The 24113-nt window shown below is 37.5% G+C and carries 22 protein-coding genes; 18 read left to right on the plus strand and 4 right to left on the minus strand.

All coding sequences use genetic code 11. The annotated features are described in order from the left end of the window. Positions 1 to 101 precede the first annotated feature (101 nt). From AB4J89_RS00590 to mlaA, 4 genes are all read left to right on the plus strand, one after another. Positions 102 to 587: a dual specificity protein phosphatase family protein gene (locus tag AB4J89_RS00590; protein WP_368467739.1), complete on the plus strand. Its 486-nt coding sequence runs from the start codon at positions 102 to 104 to the stop codon at positions 585 to 587. Positions 588 to 678: 91 nt separating this feature from the next. Next, a complete protein-coding gene (locus AB4J89_RS00595) occupies positions 679 to 927 on the plus strand; it encodes a GDCCVxC domain-containing (seleno)protein (RefSeq protein ID WP_088495087.1) in 249 nt (82 codons plus the stop codon). 289 nt (positions 928 to 1216) lie between these two features. Beyond that, complete coding sequence (locus AB4J89_RS00600; RefSeq protein WP_368467741.1) at positions 1217 to 2113, plus strand: AAA family ATPase; 897 nt, start codon at positions 1217 to 1219, stop codon at positions 2111 to 2113. A 207-nt stretch (positions 2114 to 2320) separates the two neighbouring features. Beyond that, complete coding sequence (mlaA, locus tag AB4J89_RS00605) at positions 2321 to 3061, plus strand: phospholipid-binding lipoprotein MlaA (protein WP_075670556.1); 741 nt, start codon at positions 2321 to 2323, stop codon at positions 3059 to 3061. A gap of 84 nt (positions 3062 to 3145) precedes the next feature. On the opposite strand, the gene fadL is transcribed toward mlaA, so the two are convergent. Next, complete coding sequence (fadL, locus tag AB4J89_RS00610; protein WP_088495088.1) at positions 3146 to 4486, minus strand: long-chain fatty acid transporter FadL; 1341 nt, start codon at positions 4484 to 4486, stop codon at positions 3146 to 3148. A gap of 345 nt (positions 4487 to 4831) precedes the next feature. On the opposite strand from fadL, the gene AB4J89_RS00615 reads away from it, so the two are divergent. The 4 genes from AB4J89_RS00615 to sixA all read left to right on the plus strand — a co-directional run bounded on the left by AB4J89_RS00615 (position 4832) and on the right by sixA (position 9688). Then, positions 4832 to 5128 carry a YfcZ/YiiS family protein gene (locus AB4J89_RS00615; RefSeq protein ID WP_006533378.1) on the plus strand — a complete coding sequence of 99 codons (297 nt, stop codon included), beginning with the start codon at positions 4832 to 4834 and terminating at the stop codon, positions 5126 to 5128. 234 nt (positions 5129 to 5362) lie between these two features. Continuing rightward, entirely contained in the window at positions 5363 to 6667 is a 1305-nt protein-coding gene (fadI, locus tag AB4J89_RS00620) for an acetyl-CoA C-acyltransferase FadI (protein WP_088495089.1), read from the plus strand. Further along, positions 6664 to 8826, plus strand: a complete 2163-nt coding sequence (gene fadJ, locus AB4J89_RS00625) for a fatty acid oxidation complex subunit alpha FadJ (RefSeq protein WP_088496009.1) — start codon at positions 6664 to 6666, stop codon at positions 8824 to 8826. The genes fadI and fadJ overlap by 4 nt, the downstream gene beginning before the upstream one ends. Before the next feature lie 388 nt (positions 8827 to 9214). Further along, a complete protein-coding gene (sixA, locus tag AB4J89_RS00630; RefSeq protein WP_088495091.1) occupies positions 9215 to 9688 on the plus strand; it encodes a phosphohistidine phosphatase SixA in 474 nt (157 codons plus the stop codon). Positions 9689 to 9777: 89 nt separating this feature from the next. Here sixA and smrB read toward each other — a convergent pair whose 3' ends face one another. Further along, positions 9778 to 10320, minus strand: coding sequence for an endonuclease SmrB (gene smrB, locus AB4J89_RS00635; protein WP_075670570.1), 543 nt, complete (start codon positions 10318 to 10320; stop codon positions 9778 to 9780). 590 nt (positions 10321 to 10910) lie between these two features. On the opposite strand from smrB, the gene prmB reads away from it, so the two are divergent. The 7 genes from prmB to AB4J89_RS00670 all read left to right on the plus strand — a co-directional run bounded on the left by prmB (position 10911) and on the right by AB4J89_RS00670 (position 16871). Next, entirely contained in the window at positions 10911 to 11843 is a 933-nt protein-coding gene (prmB, locus tag AB4J89_RS00640; RefSeq protein ID WP_161711361.1) for a 50S ribosomal protein L3 N(5)-glutamine methyltransferase, read from the plus strand. Between the two features lie 84 nt (positions 11844 to 11927). After that, entirely contained in the window at positions 11928 to 13013 is a 1086-nt protein-coding gene (aroC, locus tag AB4J89_RS00645; protein WP_151435599.1) for a chorismate synthase, read from the plus strand. Between the two features lie 169 nt (positions 13014 to 13182). Then, entirely contained in the window at positions 13183 to 13983 is an 801-nt protein-coding gene (locus tag AB4J89_RS00650; protein ID WP_088495094.1) for a sulfite exporter TauE/SafE family protein, read from the plus strand. A gap of 17 nt (positions 13984 to 14000) precedes the next feature. Further along, positions 14001 to 14555: an elongation factor P hydroxylase gene (locus tag AB4J89_RS00655; RefSeq protein WP_088495095.1), complete on the plus strand. Its 555-nt coding sequence runs from the start codon at positions 14001 to 14003 to the stop codon at positions 14553 to 14555. A 153-nt stretch (positions 14556 to 14708) separates the two neighbouring features. Further along, positions 14709 to 14981, plus strand: coding sequence for a YfcL family protein (locus tag AB4J89_RS00660; protein WP_006533359.1), 273 nt, complete (start codon positions 14709 to 14711; stop codon positions 14979 to 14981). 328 nt (positions 14982 to 15309) lie between these two features. Beyond that, complete coding sequence (locus AB4J89_RS00665; protein WP_311755035.1) at positions 15310 to 16206, plus strand: hypothetical protein; 897 nt, start codon at positions 15310 to 15312, stop codon at positions 16204 to 16206. A gap of 116 nt (positions 16207 to 16322) precedes the next feature. Continuing rightward, positions 16323 to 16871 (plus strand): GNAT family N-acetyltransferase, encoded by a 549-nt coding sequence (locus AB4J89_RS00670; protein WP_368467747.1) that lies wholly within the window; start codon positions 16323 to 16325, stop codon positions 16869 to 16871. Between the two features lie 87 nt (positions 16872 to 16958). Here the strand turns inward: AB4J89_RS00670 and mnmC are convergent, their stop codons facing one another. Then, entirely contained in the window at positions 16959 to 19007 is a 2049-nt protein-coding gene (mnmC, locus tag AB4J89_RS00675; RefSeq protein ID WP_368467749.1) for a bifunctional tRNA (5-methylaminomethyl-2-thiouridine)(34)-methyltransferase MnmD/FAD-dependent 5-carboxymethylaminomethyl-2-thiouridine(34) oxidoreductase MnmC, read from the minus strand. Between the two features lie 205 nt (positions 19008 to 19212). Here mnmC and fabB point away from each other — a divergent pair, with 205 nt between their 5' ends. Beyond that, complete coding sequence (gene fabB, locus AB4J89_RS00680) at positions 19213 to 20424, plus strand: beta-ketoacyl-ACP synthase I (RefSeq protein WP_088495099.1); 1212 nt, start codon at positions 19213 to 19215, stop codon at positions 20422 to 20424. 564 nt (positions 20425 to 20988) lie between these two features. On the opposite strand, the gene AB4J89_RS00685 is transcribed toward fabB, so the two are convergent. Next, positions 20989 to 21909 carry a DMT family transporter gene (locus tag AB4J89_RS00685; protein ID WP_088495100.1) on the minus strand — a complete coding sequence of 307 codons (921 nt, stop codon included), beginning with the start codon at positions 21907 to 21909 and terminating at the stop codon, positions 20989 to 20991. 121 nt (positions 21910 to 22030) lie between these two features. Between AB4J89_RS00685 and AB4J89_RS00690 the strand changes: the two genes are divergently transcribed. Together AB4J89_RS00690 and pdxB are read left to right on the plus strand one after the other, a co-directional pair. Further along, entirely contained in the window at positions 22031 to 22813 is a 783-nt protein-coding gene (locus AB4J89_RS00690) for a helix-turn-helix domain-containing protein (RefSeq protein ID WP_088495101.1), read from the plus strand. A gap of 149 nt (positions 22814 to 22962) precedes the next feature. Then, complete coding sequence (gene pdxB / locus AB4J89_RS00695; RefSeq protein ID WP_088495102.1) at positions 22963 to 24105, plus strand: 4-phosphoerythronate dehydrogenase PdxB; 1143 nt, start codon at positions 22963 to 22965, stop codon at positions 24103 to 24105. Positions 24106 to 24113: the final 8 nt, after the last annotated feature.

A 24113-nucleotide genomic window follows, 5' to 3' on the forward strand; every position in this document is an offset into this window, starting at 1 on the left:
TTTATATGGACATAAAATCAATTAATAATATTCGATATTTAAAGTTTTTATTTATTGCTTATTTTTTTCTGCTGATGGGGTGTAACTCTAGACCTACAGATATGCTTGTACCCCCTGAAAATTTTTATCAAGTTTCAGAAAAAGTTTATCGTTCAGGACAACCAACACCCGGTGAAATGAAATGGTTAGAAGCTCAAGGTATCAAGACAATTATTAACTTACGTGAATATCATAGTGATAGTGATAGTGATGATGTAAAAGGTACGCAATTAGAAACTTTTCATGTAAAAATGAATGCGGGTAGAATTACTGATAAGGACGTTATTGAGGTATTACGTAAAATAAATAGCACATCTGATCCTGTGTTAGTGCATTGTTGGCATGGCAGTGATCGCACAGGGACTGTTATAGCAATGTATCGGCTAATATTTGAGAATTGGACAAAAGAACAGGCAATTGCTGAATTAAGAAAAAAAGAGTACGGCTATCACGAACTCTTTTTTCCTAATATTGTTCAATACTTAGAAGAAGTTAATATTTCCGCAATAAAACAACAAGTCTTTAATCAGCAAGTTACAGATAAATAAACAATTTATTGATTTAATACGCTATTGAAGAAATGGAAATAGCGTATGCTAAATAACAAAGATGATGTTTATAAATTTATGTGGAAATAAAATGTCAAACAATCAGATTAACTTGATGTCAGAAATCACTTGCCCGCATTGTCATACGAAAAAAATGGAAATAATGCCAACGGATGCTTGCCAATGGTTTTATGAATGCACACATTGTCATACCCTATTAAAACCCCTTGAAGGAGACTGTTGTGTATTTTGTTCTTATGGAACAGTACCTTGCCCACCAATTCAAGAGGCGAAACTATCTGGGAAAACATCATGTTGCTGCCAACATAAGAGCAAATAATTATTTATCTATAACAGTTAAATAAAACAGTTTTATATTCAAAGGGAAATTAAACATTAATTAATTTATTGCTTTGATTTTAAAAATATATTCTTGTTTAAAAAATAAATTACTGCTAGATTTTATTTAGTCTATTTATAAGGTTTATTTTTATGTCATATTTTACAACCTCTCCAGCAATTATTATTACCATCACTTAGTGGTGGGGATTGGTTGTATTATGAACCCGCCAGATAAGCGGGTTTTTTTATTTTAAACTCCTTATCTGGTACAAAGATAAGGAAAAAAAATGTTTACTCCAGAAGAAGTTGATCAACATACCCAGTCGCTAACGCAACTAATTGCAAATGCAGACCAAGCTATCACTGACGAAAATTTTGAGTATCTAATGAATTTTTATACTGAAAATGGCACGTTGGTAGTTAAAGATGATTTGTATGTTTCTGGTAAGCCTTCACTAAAAAAAGCATTTATGGCGATCGCTGGATTTTTTAATCACTCATTACAAGTCTCTCAAGGAAAAGTAAAAGTTATTTTTGGTGAAGATTGTGCGCTTGTTTTAGCACAAACACTTTTAAGTGCAAATATGCCAAATGAAGGAAAGTTTAATACAGTAAGAGAAGCCACTTATGTTTTTAAACTTATCAATGACCAATGGCTTTGTGTTATCGATAACTCTTATGGTACTGATTTATTAAAATCATCTTCTGATGCTCGTTTACATTTTTTCTGTGGAAAAATTGCTTCTGGTAAATCAACTTTAGCAAAATCATTTGCTAAATCACCCAGAACGGTATTAATCAATGAAGATGAATGGCTATCGCGGCTTTACCCAAATCAAATAAAGACAGTAACTGACTATATTGAAAAAAGTGAGTTAGTGAAGAGTGTATTAAGCGAACATATTGCAGTTCTTCTTAAAGCTGGAAATACCGTTATTATGGATTTTCCGGCGAATACACCGAAACAGCGACAATGGCTGAAATCATTAGCTGATAATACAGGGATGCCTTATTTATTCCATGTTTTGAAAGTAGAAAGTGCTGAGTGTAAAAAACGATTATCTTTACGTAATCAATTAGATGAGAACCCATTTAAAACCACAGAAGTAGAGTTTGATTTTATTACACAGCATTTTTCGTACCCTGCCTCAGAAGAGCGATTAGTGATAAAAGAATATAATTAAATAACCTCATGTATTTAAATATTAGCCCATAGCATTGGGCTAATATTTTAAATCAGCTCAATAAGATAATCACAAAAACCGAATTATCTTATAAGATCAAAACCTAATAAAAGTACCACTTATCATGCATTGACAGTATTATGTGTAGAGTTTATGAATATGCGAACTATGATGCTGTCCATCATAAGATAATTAGCGGAGAACATTATGAAGTATCGCCTGTGCGGTGTTGCTCTTTCAGTCGCCTTACTTTCAGGATGTGCAAGTACCCCTAATAATGGGGAGGGGCGCTCTGACCCATTGGAAGGGTTCAACCGCCAGATGTTTGATTTTAACTACTATGTTTTAGATCCCTATATCTTACGCCCTGTTGCGGTTGTTTGGCGTGATTATGTGCCACCACCAGCAAGAAATGGCTTATCTAACTTTTTAGGTAACTTAGAAGAGCCTGCAAGTATGGTGAATAGTGTGTTGCGTGGTGACTTTGAGAAAGGTGCGAAACACTTTGGTCGTTTCTGGATTAATACCGTTTTTGGTATGGGTGGCTTAATAGATGTCGCTGGTATGTCTAAAGAAACGATGGAAAAAGAAGTCCCAATGCGATTTGGTAGCACGTTAGGTCATTATGGTATGGATTATGGCCCTTATGTGGTTGTACCGGGCTATGGTAGCTTTACTGTCCGTGAAGAGGGCGGTGACTGGGCTGACTTAACGTATCCTATGCTGAGTTATTTAACGTTTTGGATGTCAGCAGGTAAGTGGGCATTAGAGGGAATTGAAACACGGGCACAATTGCTCGATTCAGATGCGATTTTACAAAACTCATCTGATCCATACTTAATGATGCGTGAAGCTTATTTCCAGCGTAACGATTTCCAAGCAGATGGCACTGTAAAAGAAAATCCTAATGCGAAAGCCATTGAAGATGACTTAGATTCTATCGATTAGTTTATTATCTTTGTTAGCTTGATGAATAAATAAAAAATGGTCTTAAAAAAAGACCATTTTTTGTATAAAAAGCACAGTGAAAAATTAGAAACGGTAGTTAAAGTTCATACCGTATAACCATGCTTTACCTGATGATTCAAACTCATAAGCAGGTAATGGTAAATCTTCAGATAATTTCTCTTTGATGGTGACTTTTTTACCGTGCATATACGCTAAGCCGACATCAACAGACATATCTTTGTTAAATGCATAAGTTGCACCCGCACTTAACCAGAAACGATCTTGGTCTGGAATAGAGATTGAGCGTTTATCAGCAGGAACTGGGCTATCATCGAAGGCAATACCAGTACGGAATGTCCAGTTATCATCGTGATAATAGGTCGTTCCTAATGCAACACGCCATGCATCACGGAAGCCTTCTTCTTTCTTGAATAGTTGCTGACCATCACTCTTACGTGTGGCTCTTAACTCTTCAAATGCGCTCCAACTTGTATAAGCGAAGTTATAGTGAACTGCCCATTTTGGTGCTACACGATGATAAGCTGCAAACTCCCAAATTTCAGGTAGGTTAAGGTCAAGTTTACCTTTAATGGTTTCACCGTTAGTGCCTACAATTCCCATTCCTTCAAGTTGTGGAATTGGACGTAAATCACTTTGATATTCACCATCTTTAAATTTCACTTTAACTTTAGAACGATAAGTAAAGCTTACACGGTTACCTTCGTCGAATTCATATAATAAACCCGCGTTCCAACCAAAGCCCCATGCATCACCTTTCAATTGAGCAAAACGATCACTTGGAGATAGACTGGACACATAGCCTCCTAACGGAGGTGGTAATTTATTTCCTAAAACTTTACCTGCTTCACCCACATGGCGAGTAATTTCAGCATCAGCATAAAGGGCATTTAAGCCTAAACCAACACTGAGTTGGTTATTAACACGATAACCTGCACTTAAGTTTAAGTTCATGGTTTTTAAATCGGTTTTGCCACCGATAAGCCCTGCTGGGTAATCGCTCGGAAAATCTGTTGCTAAACCAAAGTTTGTTGTACCTGATGCACCAATCGCCCATTTATCATTAATAGGGGCAACAAAGTGGATATTAGGGACTAATGCACTTGGTGCGATATCTTTTGCGGTGGTATCAGTACCAGTAAGAGGTGATTTACCTTTAACATCAACGCCTGGATTAATAATGATAGCACCGACAGAAATCTCAGGGCGATCGAACATGGTAAGAGCTGCTGGGTTACGGCTACCTACGCTTGCGTCATCGGCGATGACGCCTTCCCCTGAAAATGCACGCCCTAGTGCTGAAGTAGAATATTCATTTAACTGAAAACCGGCAGCGCCTGCTTGAGAGGAAATTGCTCCTACAATGGCAGCTAGTGCTGTGCGAGTAAACAGGTTTTTACGGTTCATGACCTAAACCCTCATAATTTTTTTAAGTTAGTAACTTCTGATTAGAAGCGCTGGATTTTAGGTGCGGTTGTCGTTATGACAAATCAGACCAGTTGATTAAGTATAAAGTTGATTACCCTAAATGTTGCAAGTATGTTTTACAAATATTGCCATTTAGATTCAATAATTGAGATTTAGTTAACATATTTTTCACAAAATATGCCAATAAAGATGTTTTTGATTGTTAAATAAACAGAATAATCAATTATTTTTGTAAAATTGTAATAAAATTTGAGCTAAAGCAGTTTATTTTATTTTTTTGCGATTATGATAGATAATTAACATTTCTTTCGTTGGGAGACTAAAATGGCAGACGCAATTAATCGTTGTAGTGCAGAAGAAACCGCTGCTTGCTGTTGTGTAGATGTGGGTACTATTATTGACAATAAGAATTGCACAGCGTCATATCAGCATGTCTTCGCTGATAAAGTACAAGCGCAAGCAATGTTAGATCAACTTAGTGCAAAAGCACAATCTATCGCTTCAGAGCCTTGCAAAATCAATCAACAATTTGCTGATGTTGATGGTGGTGTTCAACTTACCGCTGATTTTACATTCTCTTGTGAAGCAGAAAACCTAATTTTTCAGTTAGGATTACGTTAATCCTCTGAAATTAATAGATTTAAGGCTGTTGAAATTCAACAGCCTTTTTTATATCCCTTGAGCACCCCATTCTCTTTTCTATCACTATTGTTAAGTTTCAGACATTTCATCGAAATATTGAGCGCTAACTCCCACTTCTCGTAAAATGACGTTTCTGAAAAGTGAAATTTTTGTTAACACTATTGTCAGGTCAGACCTCTTTGGTGTTAGGAAATCATTTTGTCAGGAGCCGTTATGAAGTCATCAACGAACAGTGCTATGAAAGATCGCATCGCTATTGTCAGCGGGCTACGCTTACCTTTTGCTAAACAAGCGACTGCGTATCGAGGAATACCTGCGGTTGAATTAGGGCGTTCAGTGGTTCAAGAATTAGTGACTCGCAATGAAATTCCTCCCGAAATTATTGATCAACTTGTTTTCGGTCAAGTGGTTCAAATGCCAGAAGCACCTAACATTGCCAGAGAAATTGTACTCGGCGCAGGATTAAGTGTAAAAACTGATGCTTACAGTGTAACAAGAGCATGTGCAACAAGCTTTCAGGCGATTGCTAATATTGCTGAAAGCATGATGGCAGGACATGTTTCTGTCGGTATTGCTGGTGGTGCAGACTCTTCTTCAGTTTTGCCTATTGGTGTTAGTAAAAAGCTTGCAGATGTTCTATTAAGCCTTAATAAGGCCAAATCATTAGGTCAGAGATTAAGCTATTTAAGCCAATTACGATTTCGTGACCTTCTCCCTGTGGCACCCGCAGTTGCTGAATATTCAACAGGGTTACGTATGGGTGATACTGCGGAACAAATGGCAAAGACTTACCATATTTCAAGAACAGCTCAAGATGAATTAGCGCATCGCTCTCATCAATTAGCAACGAAAGCATGGGATATGGGTAAATTAAATGATGAAGTTATGACCGCGTTTTTCCCGCCTTACAAAGAAGGCTTTCATCAAGATAACAATATTCGTAAAAACTCTGTTCTTGATTCTTATGCCAAACTCAAACCTGCCTTTGATCGTCGCCATGGCAGTGTCACTGCTGCAAACAGTACGCCATTAACCGATGGCGCAGCGGCTGTATTAATGATGAAAGAATCTGTCGCTAAAAGCTTAGGCTATCAACCTCTTGGTTATCTACGTAGTTATGCTTTTACAGCGACCGATGTTTGGAAAGATATGTTATTGGGACCATCATATGCCACGCCACTTGCGCTTTCTCGCGCTGGTCTTGCATTGAGTGATTTAACGTTAATTGATATGCATGAAGCTTTTGCCGCACAAACATTAAGTAATTTAACACTATTTGCCAGTGAGCGGTTTGCTAAAGAACAATTAGGCTTATCCAAGGCGATTGGAGAAGTGGATATGGATAAATTTAATGTGCTAGGCGGTTCTATTGCTTATGGGCATCCATTTGCAGCGACTGGCGCAAGAATGGTTACACAGACACTACATGAGCTTAAACGTCGAGGCGGAGGGTTTGGGTTAACCACTGCTTGTGCGGCTGGTGGATTAGGTGCAGCGATGATTTTGGAGGTGGAATAATGGAACAACAACAAACAACACTAGAAAAATCATCTGTTTTTCAATTCTCAGTTCGTAATGACAAAGTGGGCGTTATCACTATTGATGTTATTGGTGAAAAAGTAAATACGCTAAAAGCAGAGTTTGTGCAGCAGTTTCAAGATGTTTTAAGGCAAGCTCAGCAACACTCTGGTGTAAAAGGATTGATTATCACTTCAGGTAAAACAGACAGTTTTATTGCGGGTGCGGATATCTCCATGATTGCGGGTTGTAAAACCAAAGAAGAAGCGAGTGCATTAGCCAAAGCGGGGCAGGATCTTTTTACGCAACTTGAAAACTATCCATTGCCTGTTGTGGCTGCTATTAATGGTGCGTGCCTTGGTGGAGGGCTTGAATTAGCCTTAGCCTGTCATGGGCGAATTTGTTCTGATAATAGCAAAACGCGTTTAGGACTTCCTGAAGTACAACTTGGATTACTGCCGGGCTCTGGCGGAACTCAACGTTTACCTCGTCTTATTGGTGTGACATCTGCGTTAGATATGATCTTAACGGGTAGACAAATTAATGCGAAACGAGCCTTAAAATTAGGTCTTGTAAACGATGTTGTTTCACAAGACATTCTATTAGAAGTTGCTGCTAAATGGATTTTATCGGGTAAAAAAGAGCAGAAAAAGCATTCGACAATGGATCGCTTTTGGGCAAACACAACTTTAGGTAGAAACATACTGTTTGGGCAAGCAAAAAAACGCACATTAGCCAAGACAAAAGGCCACTATCCTGCAGCAGAGCGTATTCTTCATGTGATTGAACGAGGCCTTGAGAAAGATATTCAAACAGGTTTTAAAGAAGAGGCAAATGCGTTTGGTGAACTAGCGATGACACCCGTTTCGTCTGCATTAAGGCATCTCTTCTTTGCTTCTACCGCACTTAAAAATGAAACAGGATCTTCGGAAAAACCAGATAGTTTGCACCATATTGGTATTTTAGGCGGTGGGCTAATGGGGGGAGGTATTGCCTTTGTCACGGCGACAAAAGGTAATTTACCAGCAAGAATTAAGGATATTAGCGATAAAGGGATTGCTCAGGCACTTAATTATAGTTGGAAAGCGCTTTCAACCAAAGTGAGCAAAAAAAGGTTATCTCCACGCGAACGTCAACGTCAAATGGGGCTACTCTCGGGTTCACTGGATTACAGCGGTTTTCATCAATCAAATATTATTGTTGAAGCGGTTTTTGAAGATCTGGCTTTAAAACAGAAGATGGTTGCAGATATCGAAGAAGTAGGGAAAGGTAAAATTATTTTTGCTTCAAATACCTCTTCACTTCCTATTCATAAAATTGCAGAAACAGCAAAATATCCAGAAAAAGTGATCGGGCTTCACTATTTTAGCCCAGTAGAAAAAATGCCTTTGGTTGAAGTTATTCCGCATGAAAATACCGATGAAAAAACCATTGCTACAACGGTAGCTTTTGCGAAAAAGCAGGGCAAGGTTGCAATAGTTGTTGGTGATAAACCGGGATTCTATGTTAACCGTATTCTTGCTCCTTATATCAGTGAAGCATTGACGTGCTTAGTACAAGGGGAACCTATTGAGAATATTGATAAAGCACTTGTTCAGTTTGGTTTTCCCGTAGGGCCTATTCAGTTATTGGATGAAGTGGGTATCGATATTGGCACAAAAATAACACCAATATTAGTGAATGCATTTGGAGAAAGATTTGCCTCTCCTCCTGCTGTGGATGCCATTATTGCTGATGATAGAAAAGGTCGTAAAAATGGGCGAGGTTTTTATCTTTATGCAAAACATGCATTACCTTTCTCATTGAGTAAAAATAAAAAACAGCCTGATCCGGCTATATATCGGTTATTACAAATTAAACCCAAAAACCAATTATCTTCCTCTGAAATTACGGAGCGTTGTTTATTATTAATGTTAAATGAGGCTGTTCGTTGTTTAGATGAAAATATTATAAAGCAACCACGAGATGGTGATATTGGTGCTGTATTTGGTATCGGTTTTCCTCCTTTTTTCGGTGGTCCATTCCGTTATATGGACAGTATGGGAACAACAAAAGTGGCAGAGAAGCTCAATCAACTTGCCGATAGGTATGGAGAGAAATATCGCCCTTGTGAGCGTTTAGTTGAAATGGCTAAACGAAATGAACGTTTTTACGATTAACATCATCACTTTACCATTGCTTTTTCCTTTTGTGACATTTGTTTTGATTGAGGCGCTTATGCGCCTTTTTTCTTGTACTTTTTGCGTCAGATTAATAATTGGTGAATTTTTAATGGAAAAAGAGGTCGAAAGTGTTAATGATAGCCAGATATGGCAAAATAGTTATTTGAAAATAAATTTAAAAACGAAGTTTTTTAAAATAAAATTCTGAAAATGATGTTGATTTGTAAACCAACGGCATGATCTTAAAAAGATTAATAATGCTATTGCAATTAAGGTATTGAAGATTTTTATATGGGGATATATTGATTTAAACTGAATTAAATTAAGTATCTTAAAACTGTAAATACCAGTAATTACAAAAATAAAATAGGTTTGATAATTTACTATGCAAATTTTTATTATGCGCCACGGAGAAGCAGCTCTTGATGCTGCCAGCGATGCACTAAGACCACTGACTGAACGTGGAAAAAGTGAATCAATAAAAATGGCTGAATGGATGATAAAGCAAGGACATATAATTGATTATGTTTTAGTCAGCCCTTATTTACGTGCTCAACAGACATTGGATGCAGTAAAAGTAGATTTAGCGCTACCTAATAAAATAGAAACAGATGATGGACTTATCCCTGGAGGTAATCCTTCACATGTTGCACATTACTTACGTGCCTTGGGTGATACAGGATATAAAAATATTCTTGTTATTTCTCACTTACCTTTAGTTGGTTATGTTGTCGCTGAACTCTGTCCTGCGGTATGTGCTCCTATGTTTTCAACATCAACCATTGCCTGTGTTGATTTTGATTTATCAAAAGGTGCAGGGGAATTGCTATGGCAAGTGTCACCCTCAACATTGAAATAAAATTTAAATCAACTAACTAAGTAAATAATTAACACCTTATTTCACCCGATAGGTGATTTAAGGGTTAATGCAATTAGAATTTTTGAGGTTTAGCGACGAGCAATATCGTCGTTTTCCACGAGTACTAATAATGCGGCATCACCTCCCCATTCTTTAGGAGCTTGATGAAAAGCAATTACATCGGGGTGTTGTGCTAACCAAAGAGGTGTCTGTTGCTTTAAAATATGTTTGCCATGTCCGTGCATAATACAGGCACAATAAACATGTTCTCGTCTACATGCTGCAATCAATGCGCCAATCTCTTGTTTTGCAATTAACTGTGTTAATCCGTGTAAATCTAGAAAAAATTCAGGTACATAATCACCACGACGTAGCTTTTTTAATTCATAAGCATTAGCGCCTTCTCTTAAATAGCGCATTGGGCCTTCTGTAGCTAAATTAGGCTGAAATTCATCTGAAAAATAATAAGAGGCATCAACTTGCTCTTGTTGCAGACGTTCAGGTGCGTAATGTGTCACTTTTTTACGTTTTGGCGAATGAAGTATTTTATCTTGAGGTAATTTTTTAGTGCCTTTTATCATCTCCTGAAACAACTCAATTTCAGAAGGCGGTAATGAAAATTTTTTATTCATTTTTTACGATTCTTCATAGTGTTACTGTCTTTATAAGGCAATAGTACATGAAATAGCGTCAGAGATAAAAAAGTATAGGCCATAAATTTAGCATAAAAAAAGGCAGGGAATTTACCCTGCCGAAATAGTCACATAGTTAGCAAATATAGGCTGGTTAACAAGTTGCCCTACTCATAATATCTGTGGAACATAAAACGTTGTTATATCTTCAGGTTGCGATAAAAAACAATAAAAAGATATTTAAATAGTCTTTAAAATTAGTTATTTGCTTTCAAGTGACTACATATTAAATGAAAAACATCTATAGGCGCATTTTGGTACACAGTTAATTCTTTCATGCTCTAAGTATGGTTCAATTCTATTAACTTGCTAATAAAAGTTAAATTAAAAGTATAAAATGCCAATATTTATTTATGAATAGATCGTAAATTTTGCTTTTGACTATATGATTGAAGTTTAAAACCGCAATAAGAGTGTGGTTATAGTAAAAGTAATAATAGCGTAATGATGTTTTTTTATGGTTTCCCGCTGATTTATCGCTATCTTCATGGCAAACTACAGACTTTCTATTTCTTCAGAGGACAACAGTTTTGGATATAACACTAAAAGAGGAAGCGGTTGCTGATCTAAGCACGATCCTAGATATGTTACGTTGGGCTATGAGTCAGTTTAATTCATCTGATATTTACTATGGTCATGGCACAGATAACGCGTGGGATGAAGCATTACAGCTGGTATTACCGACGATTGCGCTTCCTTTAGATATTCCAGATGCACTGTTATCAACCAAGTTAACAACTTCTGAAAAGATGGAAATTATTACGCTGATCGAAAGCCGTATTGAGCAGAAAATCCCAGTCCCTTATTTAACGCATAGCGCTTGGTTCTGTGGTCACGAATTTTATGTCGATGAACGTGTTCTTATCCCTCGCTCTCCTATTGGTGAATTAATCAATAATCATTTTGATGGTTTAATTCAGCAAGAGCCAGCACGCATTCTCGACTTATGCACTGGAAGTGGCTGTATTGCTATTGCTTGTGCTCATGAATTTGAAGATGCTGAAGTCGATGCGGTTGATATTTCTGAAGATGCACTGGAAGTGGCTGAATTTAATATTGAAAATCATGGTTTAGTGCATCGTGTTTATCCAATGCAGTCCGATTTATTTAATGCCATTGTTCCAACACCATACGATATTATTGTGACAAATCCGCCGTATGTTGATGTTGAAGATATGGGCGATTTACCTGATGAATACCAAGTTGAACCTGAGTTAGCATTAGCTTCGGGTATTGATGGTCTAGATATAACAAGACAAATTTTACTAAAAGCCCCTGAATATCTGAGTGAAAAAGGTATTTTAGTGTGTGAAGTGGGGAATAGTATGGTTCATTTAATTGAGCAATTCCCTGAAGTTCCATTTACATGGCTTGAGTTTGAAAATGGTGGACTCGGTGTCTTTATGCTGACTCGTGAACAGCTCGTCGAATATTCAGCGTGTTTTTCTACTGATAAACGTTGATGTAACAGCAATGAGACGGTAGATTGTTATTTATTGCAAATAACATATTGATAACATCACACAGTAAAAGATAGGAATAAAGGGATGGCAGGAAACAGTATCGGACAATTATTCAGAGTCACGACTTTCGGTGAGTCTCATGGTATTGCATTAGGTTGCATTGTTGATGGTGTACCTCCTGGATTACCTTTAACAGAAGCCGATTTACAAGTTGATTTAGATAGACGTAGACCTGGAACTTCGCGTTATACCACTCAGCGCCGTGAACCTGATCAAGTTCGCATTTTATCAGGTGTATTTAATGGTGTCACAACAGGGACAAGCATTGGTTTACTGATTGAAAACACTGATCAGCGTTCTCAAGATTACAGTGAAATCAAAGATGTTTTTCGTCCTGGTCATGCTGATTATACCTACGAGCAAAAATATGGTTTGCGTGATTATCGTGGCGGTGGGCGCTCTTCTGCACGAGAAACTGCAATGCGTGTTGCTGCTGGTGCAATCGCAAAAAAATACCTAAAAGAGAAAATGGGTATTGAAGTAAAAGGCTATCTTTCTCAGTTAGGCCCAATTACTTGTGATCTTGTTGATTGGTCTATCGTTGAAACCAACCCATTTTTCTGCCCAGACCCTTCTCGTTTAGAAGCACTTGATGAATATATGCGTGCGCTTAAAAAAGAAGGTAACTCGATTGGTGCAAAAGTGACCGTGGTTGCAGAAGGTGTGCCAGCAGGATTTGGTGAGCCGGTTTTTGACAGACTAGATGCAGATTTAGCACATGCATTAATGAGTATCAATGCTGTTAAAGGAATTGAAATTGGTGATGGTTTTGGTGTTGTAACCTTAAAAGGCACTGAAAATAGAGATGAAATCACTAAAAATGGTTTTACTAGCAATCATGCAGGGGGCATTTTAGGCGGGATTAGCAGCGGTCAGCCAATCGTTGCACATATCGCTTTAAAACCAACATCGAGCATTACTATTGCAGGTAAAACAATTAATCGTGATGGTGAAGAAGTCGATATGATAACCAAAGGTCGTCATGATCCTTGTGTAGGAATACGCGCTATTCCTATTGCAGAAGCAATGATGGCAATTGTTTTGCTCGATCATGCATTGCGCCAACGTGGTCAATGTGGTGATGTTGTACCTCCGTTAATGCAATGGTAATCATTCTACGTCAATAACGTGGTCGATAAACTGTTGTAAGTTTGATGTTAGCTTTAAAGGTGTGAGCGCCTAATTTTATTATGCTCAGATCGTGTTGCTGTGGTTTTTTTAAAATAAATGAGATAAACACAGCAACACGTCCTTCATTCCTAATAATTCGGATAGATAAATGGATTGGCTCTTTTCAGATGGCATCTACCTTCTTCTCTTCTTTGTTGCTTTAATTGCAGGTTTTATTGATTCAATAGCGGGTGGCGGTGGGTTAATCACCATTCCAGCTTTGTTATCAGCAGGCATTCCTCCCGTTCAAGCTCTCGCAACAAATAAATTGCAATCAGTAGGTGGCTCGTTTTCGGCGACGCTTTATTTTATACGTCGAAAGGTTATTGATTTAAAAGCGCAACGATTTGCAATTTTAATGACTTTTATTGGTGCAGTTTCTGGTGCCATGTTAGTGCAGTTTATTAATCCCGAAATTCTTAAACAAGCGCTTCCTATTCTTACCATCGCCATTGGTCTCTATTTTCTTCTCACTCCATCAATAGGTGCTCAAGATAGTAAGCAACGTATTGGTTACTATACTTTTGGGGCAATATTAGGGGGTGGTGTCGGTTTTTATGATGGTATTTTTGGACCGGGTACAGGTTCTTTTTTTGCTTTAGGTTATGTCATGTTACTTGGATATAATCTTTCAAAAGCGACCGCTCATGCTAAATTGCTTAACTTCACCTCTAATTTTGGCTCTTTACTGTTTTTTATTATTGGTGGGCAAGTTATTTGGACTATTGGTTTAGTTATGCTTTGTGGGCAATTTATAGGTGCTCGTTTAGGTGCAGGCTTAGTATTAACAAAAGGGCAAAAATTAATAAGACCTATGCTGGTCATTATCTCCTTTTTGATGAGCATCAAACTCATTCATGACAATCATGGCGATACTATTGCACTTTGGTTTTCTGCACTTTTTAATTAGGAATAGATGGTTTTTAAATGTCAGCACATCATTATCAACAGTTAATTGATATCTTTAATCAATGTTTTAGCGAAAGTTTCCAAACCCGTTTAGTTAAAGGGGATGATGAGCCGATTTATTTGCCTGCAAATGAAGAGACACCTTATCACCAAATCATTTTTGCTCATGGTTTTTATGCCAGTGCATTACATGAAATATCACATTGGTGTATTGCTGGAGAGGCTCGTCGCCAACAAGTTGATTATGGTTACTGGTATTGTCCAGATGGACGAGATGAAACTACCCAAGGGCAGTTTGAAGTTGTAGAAATCAAACCTCAAGCATTAGATTGGTTATTTTGCCAAGCTGCTGGTTATCCTTTTAATGTCAGCTGTGACAATTTAGAAGGTAACTTTGAGCCTGACCGTTATGAATTTAGAAATAAAGTTAGAGAACAAGTACTCGCTTATTTACGAGATAAAAACACGCCACCTCGTGCACAGCTATTTATTAATGCGTTACATTTGTTTTACAATACCCCAGAGCTAACCGAAGAGATGTTTCCGTATCAGGAAAATCCTTTAGTTAATTAAGGATTGCGAGAATAACTATCGCCTATCCACTGTGAAGGTTTTACCCAATAGGGTGGAGTCTGAAGTAGTAAGGTTGCTAGAACACATGTATTTATATCCTGTTAATATGGGGTAAATATAAAAGGTAGCAACATTATATATTGAGGATAAATAATGCTTTCTGAGTATGAAGCGTACTTATTAGATAAAATTGATAGCCGTGTTGAACATGCCACTGATGATGAATTATTTGCAGGCGGATATTTACAAGGCCATATTACACTGGCTATTGCTGAACTCGAGCAAGAAAATAACACACAGTTAGAAGCGTTAAGAGCGCGTGTAGAAGAGAGCATTCAAAAGGCAATAAAAGCAGGTGAGCTTTCACCACCTGATCAAGCGTTAGTTTTATCTACTTGGCATGATTTAGTTAACTCAATTAATTAATTCTGCATGTCTATTAAGAGAACAACCGGCATAAATCGGTTGTTTTTTTCTTTCTTAATATCTTATTAAAATCACAGCCTCTAAGTTATATTTAAGATATTTACTGTTGAATTAGATTGGTTTTTATACAAAAATTGATCCTTACTATTTATCAATTGTTTTTATTTGATTTTTCAAAGTCGATGTATCTCTCATTGATTAAGCATAATAGTGCTATCTTTTGTAACTCCTTGCCATTTCTGTAAAATTACTTTTAAATGTTTTTTAGGAATGTTTCTCGGGATGCAAATGATTTGCATAGAATATTTATGATAAGGATAACGATACGATGAAAAATTTCTTTAAAATAGGCCTACTGACTAGCGCAGTTTTATTTTTATCTGCTTGTGACCAATTCGATTTAGATAATAAAAAAAATAAGTTTTATTACAGTAATCCAAGCGAAAAAGTCATTAGTTTTAGCGTCGATGGTAAAGAATATCAGGTTGAACCGGGTAAAAATGGTTATATAACGCTGTCACCTGGTGAGCATAGTTTAAAAGATAATGCCGGTAATGATGCTAGATTTATGGTTTATGACCAGAATAATGGTGGCATACTAAATCCTGATAATTTTATGTATTACACCCTTTCAGAAGTTTATGCCGTAAAGGGAAAAACAGATCAATTTAAACCTGTCGATCACCCCGTTATTATTAACGGCTATGAATTTGAACTGCCAGTGCGTAGCACTAATGCCACATTAATCGATGGTAATATTTTTCAGTGTACTTATGCCTTAGGCGAACCATTTCCTAATGAAATTCGTACTCGAAATAAAAATAATGATGGTGGCATAAAAAATAAATGCTTTGATAAACCTGAATTTATTAAATATATTTCAGCGGAATACAACAAAGACTTAGAGCCGTTTACTCAAGAAGATGAATATCACGATTCTGTTAATCTTGATTTAGACTATATGTTGCCGACAGCAGAATTTACTGATCCTGATATTCAAGCTGAAGCAGAAGAGCTTGTTTCATTATTAAATCAAATTCAAGAAAGTGAAGATCCGAAGATCCATAACACACTAAAAGATAAACTTCATAAGGCGACACTTGCTGTTGTTCGCGCTTATAGTAACCGTGTGGTGAAGGATTCAGTAGAAGACAACATGTACTATAATCGTTTTATTATAGAGACTCAGAAGTTCCAATCTTACGGTATATTACCTAAAGATTAACGACTTAAAAATAAGAAGCCATTTTAGTATTAACATAAGCCATCCAACAGGATGGCTTTTTAATAAATTAAGCATAAAAGCATAAAAGCATAAAAGCACCTGAGCTGGAAAAAGAGATGACAACAACACAAAACAAAATAAAAAATAACGATATTACGATCCGTCAAACACAAATCGATGATGCCACTAAATTGCCTGCTATTGAGCAATCAGCAGGACAGCTCTTTAGTACGTTAGAAGACTTACGTTGGATAAGTGAAGGTGGCGTACAAAGTGTTGAAAAACATTTAGTGTTTATTAATCAGCAAGGGCATTGGGTAGCAGTTAATAGTGATAACGAGCCAGTTGGTTTTATTATGACGACAGCTTTACCAGAAAGCTTATTTATCCATGAACTTTCAGTGAGCCAAGATTGGCAAAATAGAGGGATTGGTAAGTTACTTATTCAAAAAGTAAAAGATGAAGCAAAAGCACATAAATTTGACTCTGTTACGCTGACAACATTTCGCCATGTTCCTTGGAATGCACCGTACTATCAACGTTTAGGTTTTTCTATTTTACCAGAAAACGAAATTCCTTATTCTTTGCAAAAAATCTTAGATAATGAAGTTGAAAGCGGCGGCTTTTTAAAGGAAACGCGCTGTGCAATGAAGCTTGAGATTTAGCTTCTCTTTGGATGTGATGATCTCAGATATAACAGCGAGATAATCAAAAAGTAAAAAATAAGCAACCGAGGTCGGTTGCTTATACATTTATTTCACTTCAATCGGCTTTCCACGCAATAATGGTCTTACCCAAAAACGATTAGGGTGTAAGGCATTCAACACATTATCTTCAACCGGAAAAGGTTCATCAAAAATTTGGCTTGCAAGAATTTCGGCTGACAAAGGCGCTGAACATAATCCACGAGAGCCTAATGCACTGATAATATACAGTTGAGGATAAGCAGGAGCTAAAGCCGGCGTTTGTCTTCTGCGTTTAAATCTATCTAAATGCGTATATGCTACTCGCAATTTTTCAAAATCAGGTACTTCGCCTAATAACGGTAGGTGGTCACGTATAGTGCAACGAATACCTATTCGCGCTTCGTTTCGGCTAAAATCGACTTCTTTAATCCAAGGCGCTTTTTCTAAACACTGTGTAAGATGAGCTTGGTTATTTTCTTGCTCTTGTGTTGAGACTACTAAATCTAATCGATCGCGGCGAAAGCTTGCTCCCACACAATGCAAATTATCTTGGTTGTCAACAGGGGTAAAATAACCATCATAACAAAGCACAGTTTTTAGTTTTGACAATGTCTTTGTTGTTGGAATATGGCTAACTTGCCCTCTAACTGCGCTAATAGGTAATTTTGCACTTTGAGTAAAGTCTGTAATTCGATGTCCATTTGCCAAAATAACGCAATCATATTGTGACTGAAATTGTGTTGTACTTTCTCCATCGTGATGAACAACCTCTAAGCACCAAGACGCTTCTTGTGCACTTATTTGAGTAACTTGATGATTAAATCGTAACGTTAATCCTAATTGTTCAGCGTATTTTAATGTATTGATTGTAAGCTCAGTCGGTGAAAGCCAGCCCGCTTGTGGGTAAAACAAAGCATCATAATTAACGTCCAATCCGCTGAGTTTATTGACTTCGCCTTTATCGAGGTAACGTGCTATTTGAGTAAAGGGTATGGAATTATCGATAATTCTCTGTGCTTTTTTACGAATTTTTTCGTTATAAATAATTTGTGCAACGCCAGACCATTGATGTGAAAAAGGAATACCTGCTTTACTTAGGTTGTCATAAGTGCGATGAGCAAATAAAAACGCGGTTGTAAAAAATTGTTCTAGTTCATCGGATTTGCCATTGAGTAAAGGATATAACACACCTTGTCGATTACCTGAGGCATTAGTTGCAGGTTGTCCATCTTCACAATACAAGGTGACATTGGCACCTCTTCTTAGGCAGGAAAGCGCGGTAAATGTGCTGGCAATGCCACCGCCTATAATTGCAATGTTCTGTGCTTTGGTTGCACTTGGTCTTGCATAGTAAGGGAGAAATTCAGGAGAGGGAGGATGTGGGAAAATACCTGTCAGCATCTCTCTTTTTTGACCAAACCCTTTGATTTTATTTATCTCAAAACCAACACTTTGCAAACCTCGTTTTACAATCCCAGCAGCGGTAAATGTTGCAAATGTGCCGTTTTCCCGCATTGAATCAGCCATCGATTGAAAGAGAGTTTCACTCCACATTTGTGGGTTTTTAGAAGGAGCAAAACCATCTAAGAACCATGCATCCACTTTATTATGTAGTGCTTGGCGAGTTTGGGGTAACAAGATATTGATATCACCAAACCATAAATCCAGTGTAATTGCCCCATCAGCAAGAATAATGCGATGGCAACCCGCAATGGCTAACGGCCATTGAGCACAAAGCGATTGTGAATATTTTTCGAGTTCAGGCCAATGGCAGTGTGCCGATTGTAAGTCACTTTTTGTAAGAGGGAATTTCTCGAAACTAACATAATGAAGACGTTTTAAACGAGAGTCAGGGGATGTTTGCCTAAATTGCTCGAAAGCTTGCCACAGTGTTAAAAAATTAAGCCCAGTACCAAATCCTGTTTCTGCGATAACACATTCAGAGCGTACATGTGTACCAAAACGTGATGGAAAATGATTTCCATGTAAGAACACATGTCGAGTTTCTTCTAGACCGTCTTGGTTTGAAAAGTAAATATCGCCAAATTGTTCAGAGATAGGCGTACCAAGTTCATTCCAACTTAAAGACGCAGTATTTATCGGGCTATTATTCACGGAACTGCCTGTATTTCTCGAAAAAATTAACTAATATCTTAGCGCCGTTAGGTTGCTTGTGCCAGCCTTAAAGGGGAAAGTGTTTTATCAGCTTATCTGTATTTTTGTAAAAAAGATCCTGATCGGACTTGTTCGGCGTACAACTGTACGCTAAAGTGCTACTCAGAAATCCCGCAGCTACAACTATTATTGTAAAGAGGTATGAATGAAGCGCGCAGTGATCACGGGTCTGGGTATTGTTTCGAGCATTGGTAATAACCAGAAAGAAGTGCTGGATTCTTTAAAAGAAGGTCGTTCCGGGATAACTTTCTCAGAAGAATTTAAAGAGATGGGGCTTCGTAGCCACATTTGGGGCAACGTTAAGCTTGATACTGAAGGTCTTATTGACCGTAAAATCCGCCGTTTTATGAGCGACGCATCGGTTTATGCCTATTTATCTATGCAAGAGGCGATAGCTGATTCAGGTCTGACTGAAGACCAAGTTTCTAATATTCGTTCTGGCTTAGTCGTTGGTTCTGGTGGCGGTTCTCCACGTAACCAAGTTCAAGGTTCTGATGGCATGAGAGCAAAAGGTCTACGTGGCGTAGGTCCTTATATGGTAACTCGTGCAATGGCATCAGGTGTTTCAGCTTGTTTAGCAACACCGTTCAAAATTAAAGGCGTTAACTATTCAATCAGTTCTGCTTGTTCAACATCGGCACACTGTATTGGTCACGCCGTTGAGCTCATCCAGTTAGGCAAACAAGATGTTGTATTTGCTGGTGGTGGTGAAGAGCTAAGTTGGGAAATGACTTGCGAATTTGACGCAATGGGTGCACTCTCAACTAAATATAACGAAACTCCAACCAAAGCTTCTCGTACTTACGATAAAAACCGTGATGGTTTTGTTATCGCAGGCGGTGGCGGTATTGTGGTGGTTGAAGAGTTAGAACACGCATTAGCGCGTGGTGCACATATCTATGGCGAAGTTGTAGGTTATGGCGCAACGTCTGATGGTGCAGACATGGTTGCTCCTTCAGGTGAAGGTGCTGTACGTTGTATGCAAATGGCAATGCAAGGTATTGATAAAGTTGATTATATCAATACACACGGTACTTCAACACCAGTTGGCGATCTAAAAGAGCTTGAAGCTATCACTGAGGTGTTTGGTTCGCATACACCAGCTATCTCTGCAACAAAAGCAATGACGGGTCACTCATTAGGTGCGGCTGGTGTGCATGAAGCAATTTATAGCTTACTGATGTTAGAACATGGATTTATTGCACCAAGCATCAATATTGAAGAATTAGACGATAAAGCAATGGGTATGAACATCATTACTCAACCAACAGAGCAGAAGCTGGAGACTGTAATGTCAAATAGCTTTGGTTTTGGTGGTACAAATGCTTCATTAGTCATGAGTAAATATAAAAAATAGTTAGATATACTTATATTTTCTTATTAAAAAAAGCAGGCTTCATTTAAATGGAGTCTGCTTTTTTATTTTAAATTCATTATGCAAAATAATTTATTATTCTAATAAAGATATTTTTCGAATAAAAATCATTAAAAAAAGATTATATAAATAACGCTTAAAAATACCCTCCCTAATAGTTACTTGTTTTATTATTCTAATAAAATAGACAATTTTTGTTAATATGTTGTTTACATTGAGAAAATTAAATTAGGTTCATTTTATTTCAATCGTTTAATTTATTTTTACCCAAAGTCATTAAATGTTTTGTTTTATATGGAGTTAGGGGAATGGGAAACTTGAATAAGACAAAAAGAGCGCGAAAAAATTGATCTGGGTTATTTTATTACAAATAAGTAGGAGCTATTTAATATAAAAGTTGGTAATGTTTGCCACGGATACTTGTATTACTTTATATTTTATACTTTGATTTCTTGTGTCAGTTTTATTTATTAAACCTAACATTATGAATGTGACCGGCTAAGAATTTAGCCGGCATTTTTTTATTGTTGTCTTTTTGACATTGACTCACATCTCCTGACGACAATCTGCTTTTTTCTGAGCAGACGGGCGTCGGAAATTCAGTGGCGTTCTGAGTTGTTGCACTAAGAGCACGCCAAGTAACACAATACCACCACCCACTAAGTGATAACTATGCATTTCTTCACCAAGAAGCGCGATAGCGATCATTGCAGTAAATAATGGCATTAGGTTCATAAAAATAGAGGTCGTATTTGCACCTAATTTCATCACACCTAAAATCCACAAATAAGGCGCAAGAATAGAAGCCCCGATACCTGCGAAGATAACTAATCCAATATTATCTTTTGTTAACGCAACACTTTCGGCGAGAAAGAAGTTTGGCAATAATAACAGAACACCAAATCCAATTTGCACATAAAGTGATTGCCAGTTAGGTAGGGCAATTGACCAGCGTTTTGTTAATACTCCATAGAGGGCGTATGACGCCGAAGCAATAAACATCATCAGCTCACCATAACCCAAACCTTGGGAAAGCAACTGAGAAGGTTCGCCACGGCTAATTAGCCAAACTAAGCCACTAATTGAAAGCACTGTGCCTAAAACAATACCTACTGTAGGTACAACACGTAAAACAAAAATACTAATAATAACGGTTAATAATGGGATGAGAGAATTCAAAATCCCCATAAATGTTGCGCTAACATAATGCGCTGCATAATAAGCCAAACTTTGGTACATCACCATCCCCAATGCACCAAGAATAAACAATTTCCACCAATATTGTTTGACGGTTTTACGATGATGCCAAACTGGCATGATCAAAAAAGGTGTCATAATTAAAAAGGCGAGGAACCAACGATAAAAAGAGATTGCAGCAGGATCGATAACAGACGCGGCTGCTTTATTGACGACTGCATTAATGGACCAGATTAACACCGCTAAAAGCGGAAAAATTGCGTTTTTCATTGTTCTCACATCTATTTTTAAACCAGATGGCTATTGTAAGCCTGTCTGATTAGATATATATAATGAAAACCAGACAACTGATAAGCCAATAAAGACAACATGACAAGAGAACAACATAAAGATGACAATTGAACAACAAAAAATGCAATGGTTATTGTCTGATCCTGATACGGTTCGATTCCGTGACGAGCAACTATTAGCTGAAACAGAGTTTGTTTATCATCAACATGATTTTGGTCAGCTGCTTTATGTGATTTCAGGTGTCATGGATTTAGAAGCCGGGGGACAGCGGTTTTTAGCGCCACCAGAATTTAGTGTATGGATACCCAAAAATGTAGGACACGCCAGTTACAATAAAAAAACACTCTCTTTTAAGGTGCTAGATATCGCACCAAATTGGTGTGAAGGATTATTAGATAAACCTTGTCTGATTCAATTGAGTGCTATTTTTTCAACTATATTTTCTGACTTCTTCCATCGTGGTGTGTGTAAACCACAAACAGAAGAAGATTTTCGCTTAGCCCAAGTACTGATTGATCAACTTAAAGCTTCACCAATACATCATACTTATTTACCTTCCTCTAAAGATAAATTACTTGCCCCTATACTTTCTGTATTAGAGCAAAATCCGGCAGATAACACCTCGTTGGAAGAATGGGCTAAAAAACGCTATACCTCAGAAAGAACACTTTCTCGTCGTTGCCAACAAGAATTAGGTATGTCTTTTAGTGAATGGCGTAAGCGCCTACGCTTTTTACATGCAATTTCTTTATTAGAGCAAGGGAAAAGCGTGAATGAAATTGCATTTGATGTGGGATATAGCTCTTCATCTTCATTTATTGCGATGTTTCAACAATTTGCTGGTACAACACCAGAACGTTTCCGCCGATTACCCAATGGTTAAGCCTTCTTTTCATATATTTACTTAAAATCTAGGCGGATTTTACTGTCAATAATAGGCTTTGCTGTGAATAAGTGGCAAAATAGACCGCTTAATTTTGTTTTTCGATTGATTGCTTACACACATAAATACCAAATCAGTGAGATAACACCGTGAAAATTCTGGTTGATGAAAATATGCCTTATGCGGAACAACTTTTCCGCCAATTAGGTGAGGTAAAAGCTGTTTCTGGTCGCCCATTACCTACTGATGAGCTTAATGATTCTGATGCCTTAATGGTGAGATCAATTACTAAAGTCAATGAATCCTTATTATCAGGCAAGCCAGTGAAATTTGTTGGAACCGCAACAGCGGGTTTCGATCATGTCGATATTGCATGGTTAGAACAACAACAAATTGGTTTTTCATCAGCTCCAGGCTGCAATGCTATCGCAGTTGTTGAATATGTATTTTCTGCACTGATGATGCTAGCAGAGCAAGATAGCTTTCAATTAACCGATAAAGTTGTCGGTATTGTGGGTGTAGGAAATGTGGGGGGGCGATTAGCAACACGCCTTCGTGCATTAGGTGTAAATGTTTTACTTTGCGATCCACCAAGAGCGGATAATGGTGATGATGAAGAATTTCATCCATTGGAAACATTGTTAGAAAAAGCAGATATTCTAACTTTCCATACACCTCTCAATAAATCAGGCCCATACAAAAGTTATCATTTAATTAATGAGAGTAACCTCGAAAAATTACCTGAAGGGCGCATTTTAATTAATGCGAGCCGTGGCGAGGTTGTTGATAATCAAGCATTATTGTCTGTACTTGAGAACGGAAAATCCTTACGCGTTGTATTGGATGTTTGGGAGCCAGAGCCAGATCTTTCTATTGAATTATTAAATAAAGTTGATATCGCGACACCACATATTGCTGGTTATACCTTAGAAGGTAAGGCTCGTGGTACAACTCAGGTTTTCGAAGCTTATTGTGATTTTATTGGTCAGCCCCAAACAGTTGAATTATCAACATTATTACCTGCACCTACTATTTCAACTATTTCAGTACAAGGCGAGTTAACACAAACACTTTTAAAACAACTTATTCATCTTGTTTATGATGTGCGCCGTGATGATGCTCCATTACGAAAAGTGGCGGGAATAAAAGGGGAGTTTGATAAATTACGCAAATTTTACCCTGTACGTCGTGAGTGGTCTTCACTACACGTCATTTGTGACAATCAAACCACCGTTGACACATTAAATGCAATTGGCTTTAGCGCTACATATAAAAGTGCTACACACAAATAAAGCAAAAT

Origin of the sequence: Proteus sp. STS61-E (assembly GCF_040932335.1) — a bacterium.
GTDB lineage: Bacteria > Pseudomonadota > Gammaproteobacteria > Enterobacterales > Enterobacteriaceae > Proteus > Proteus mirabilis_B.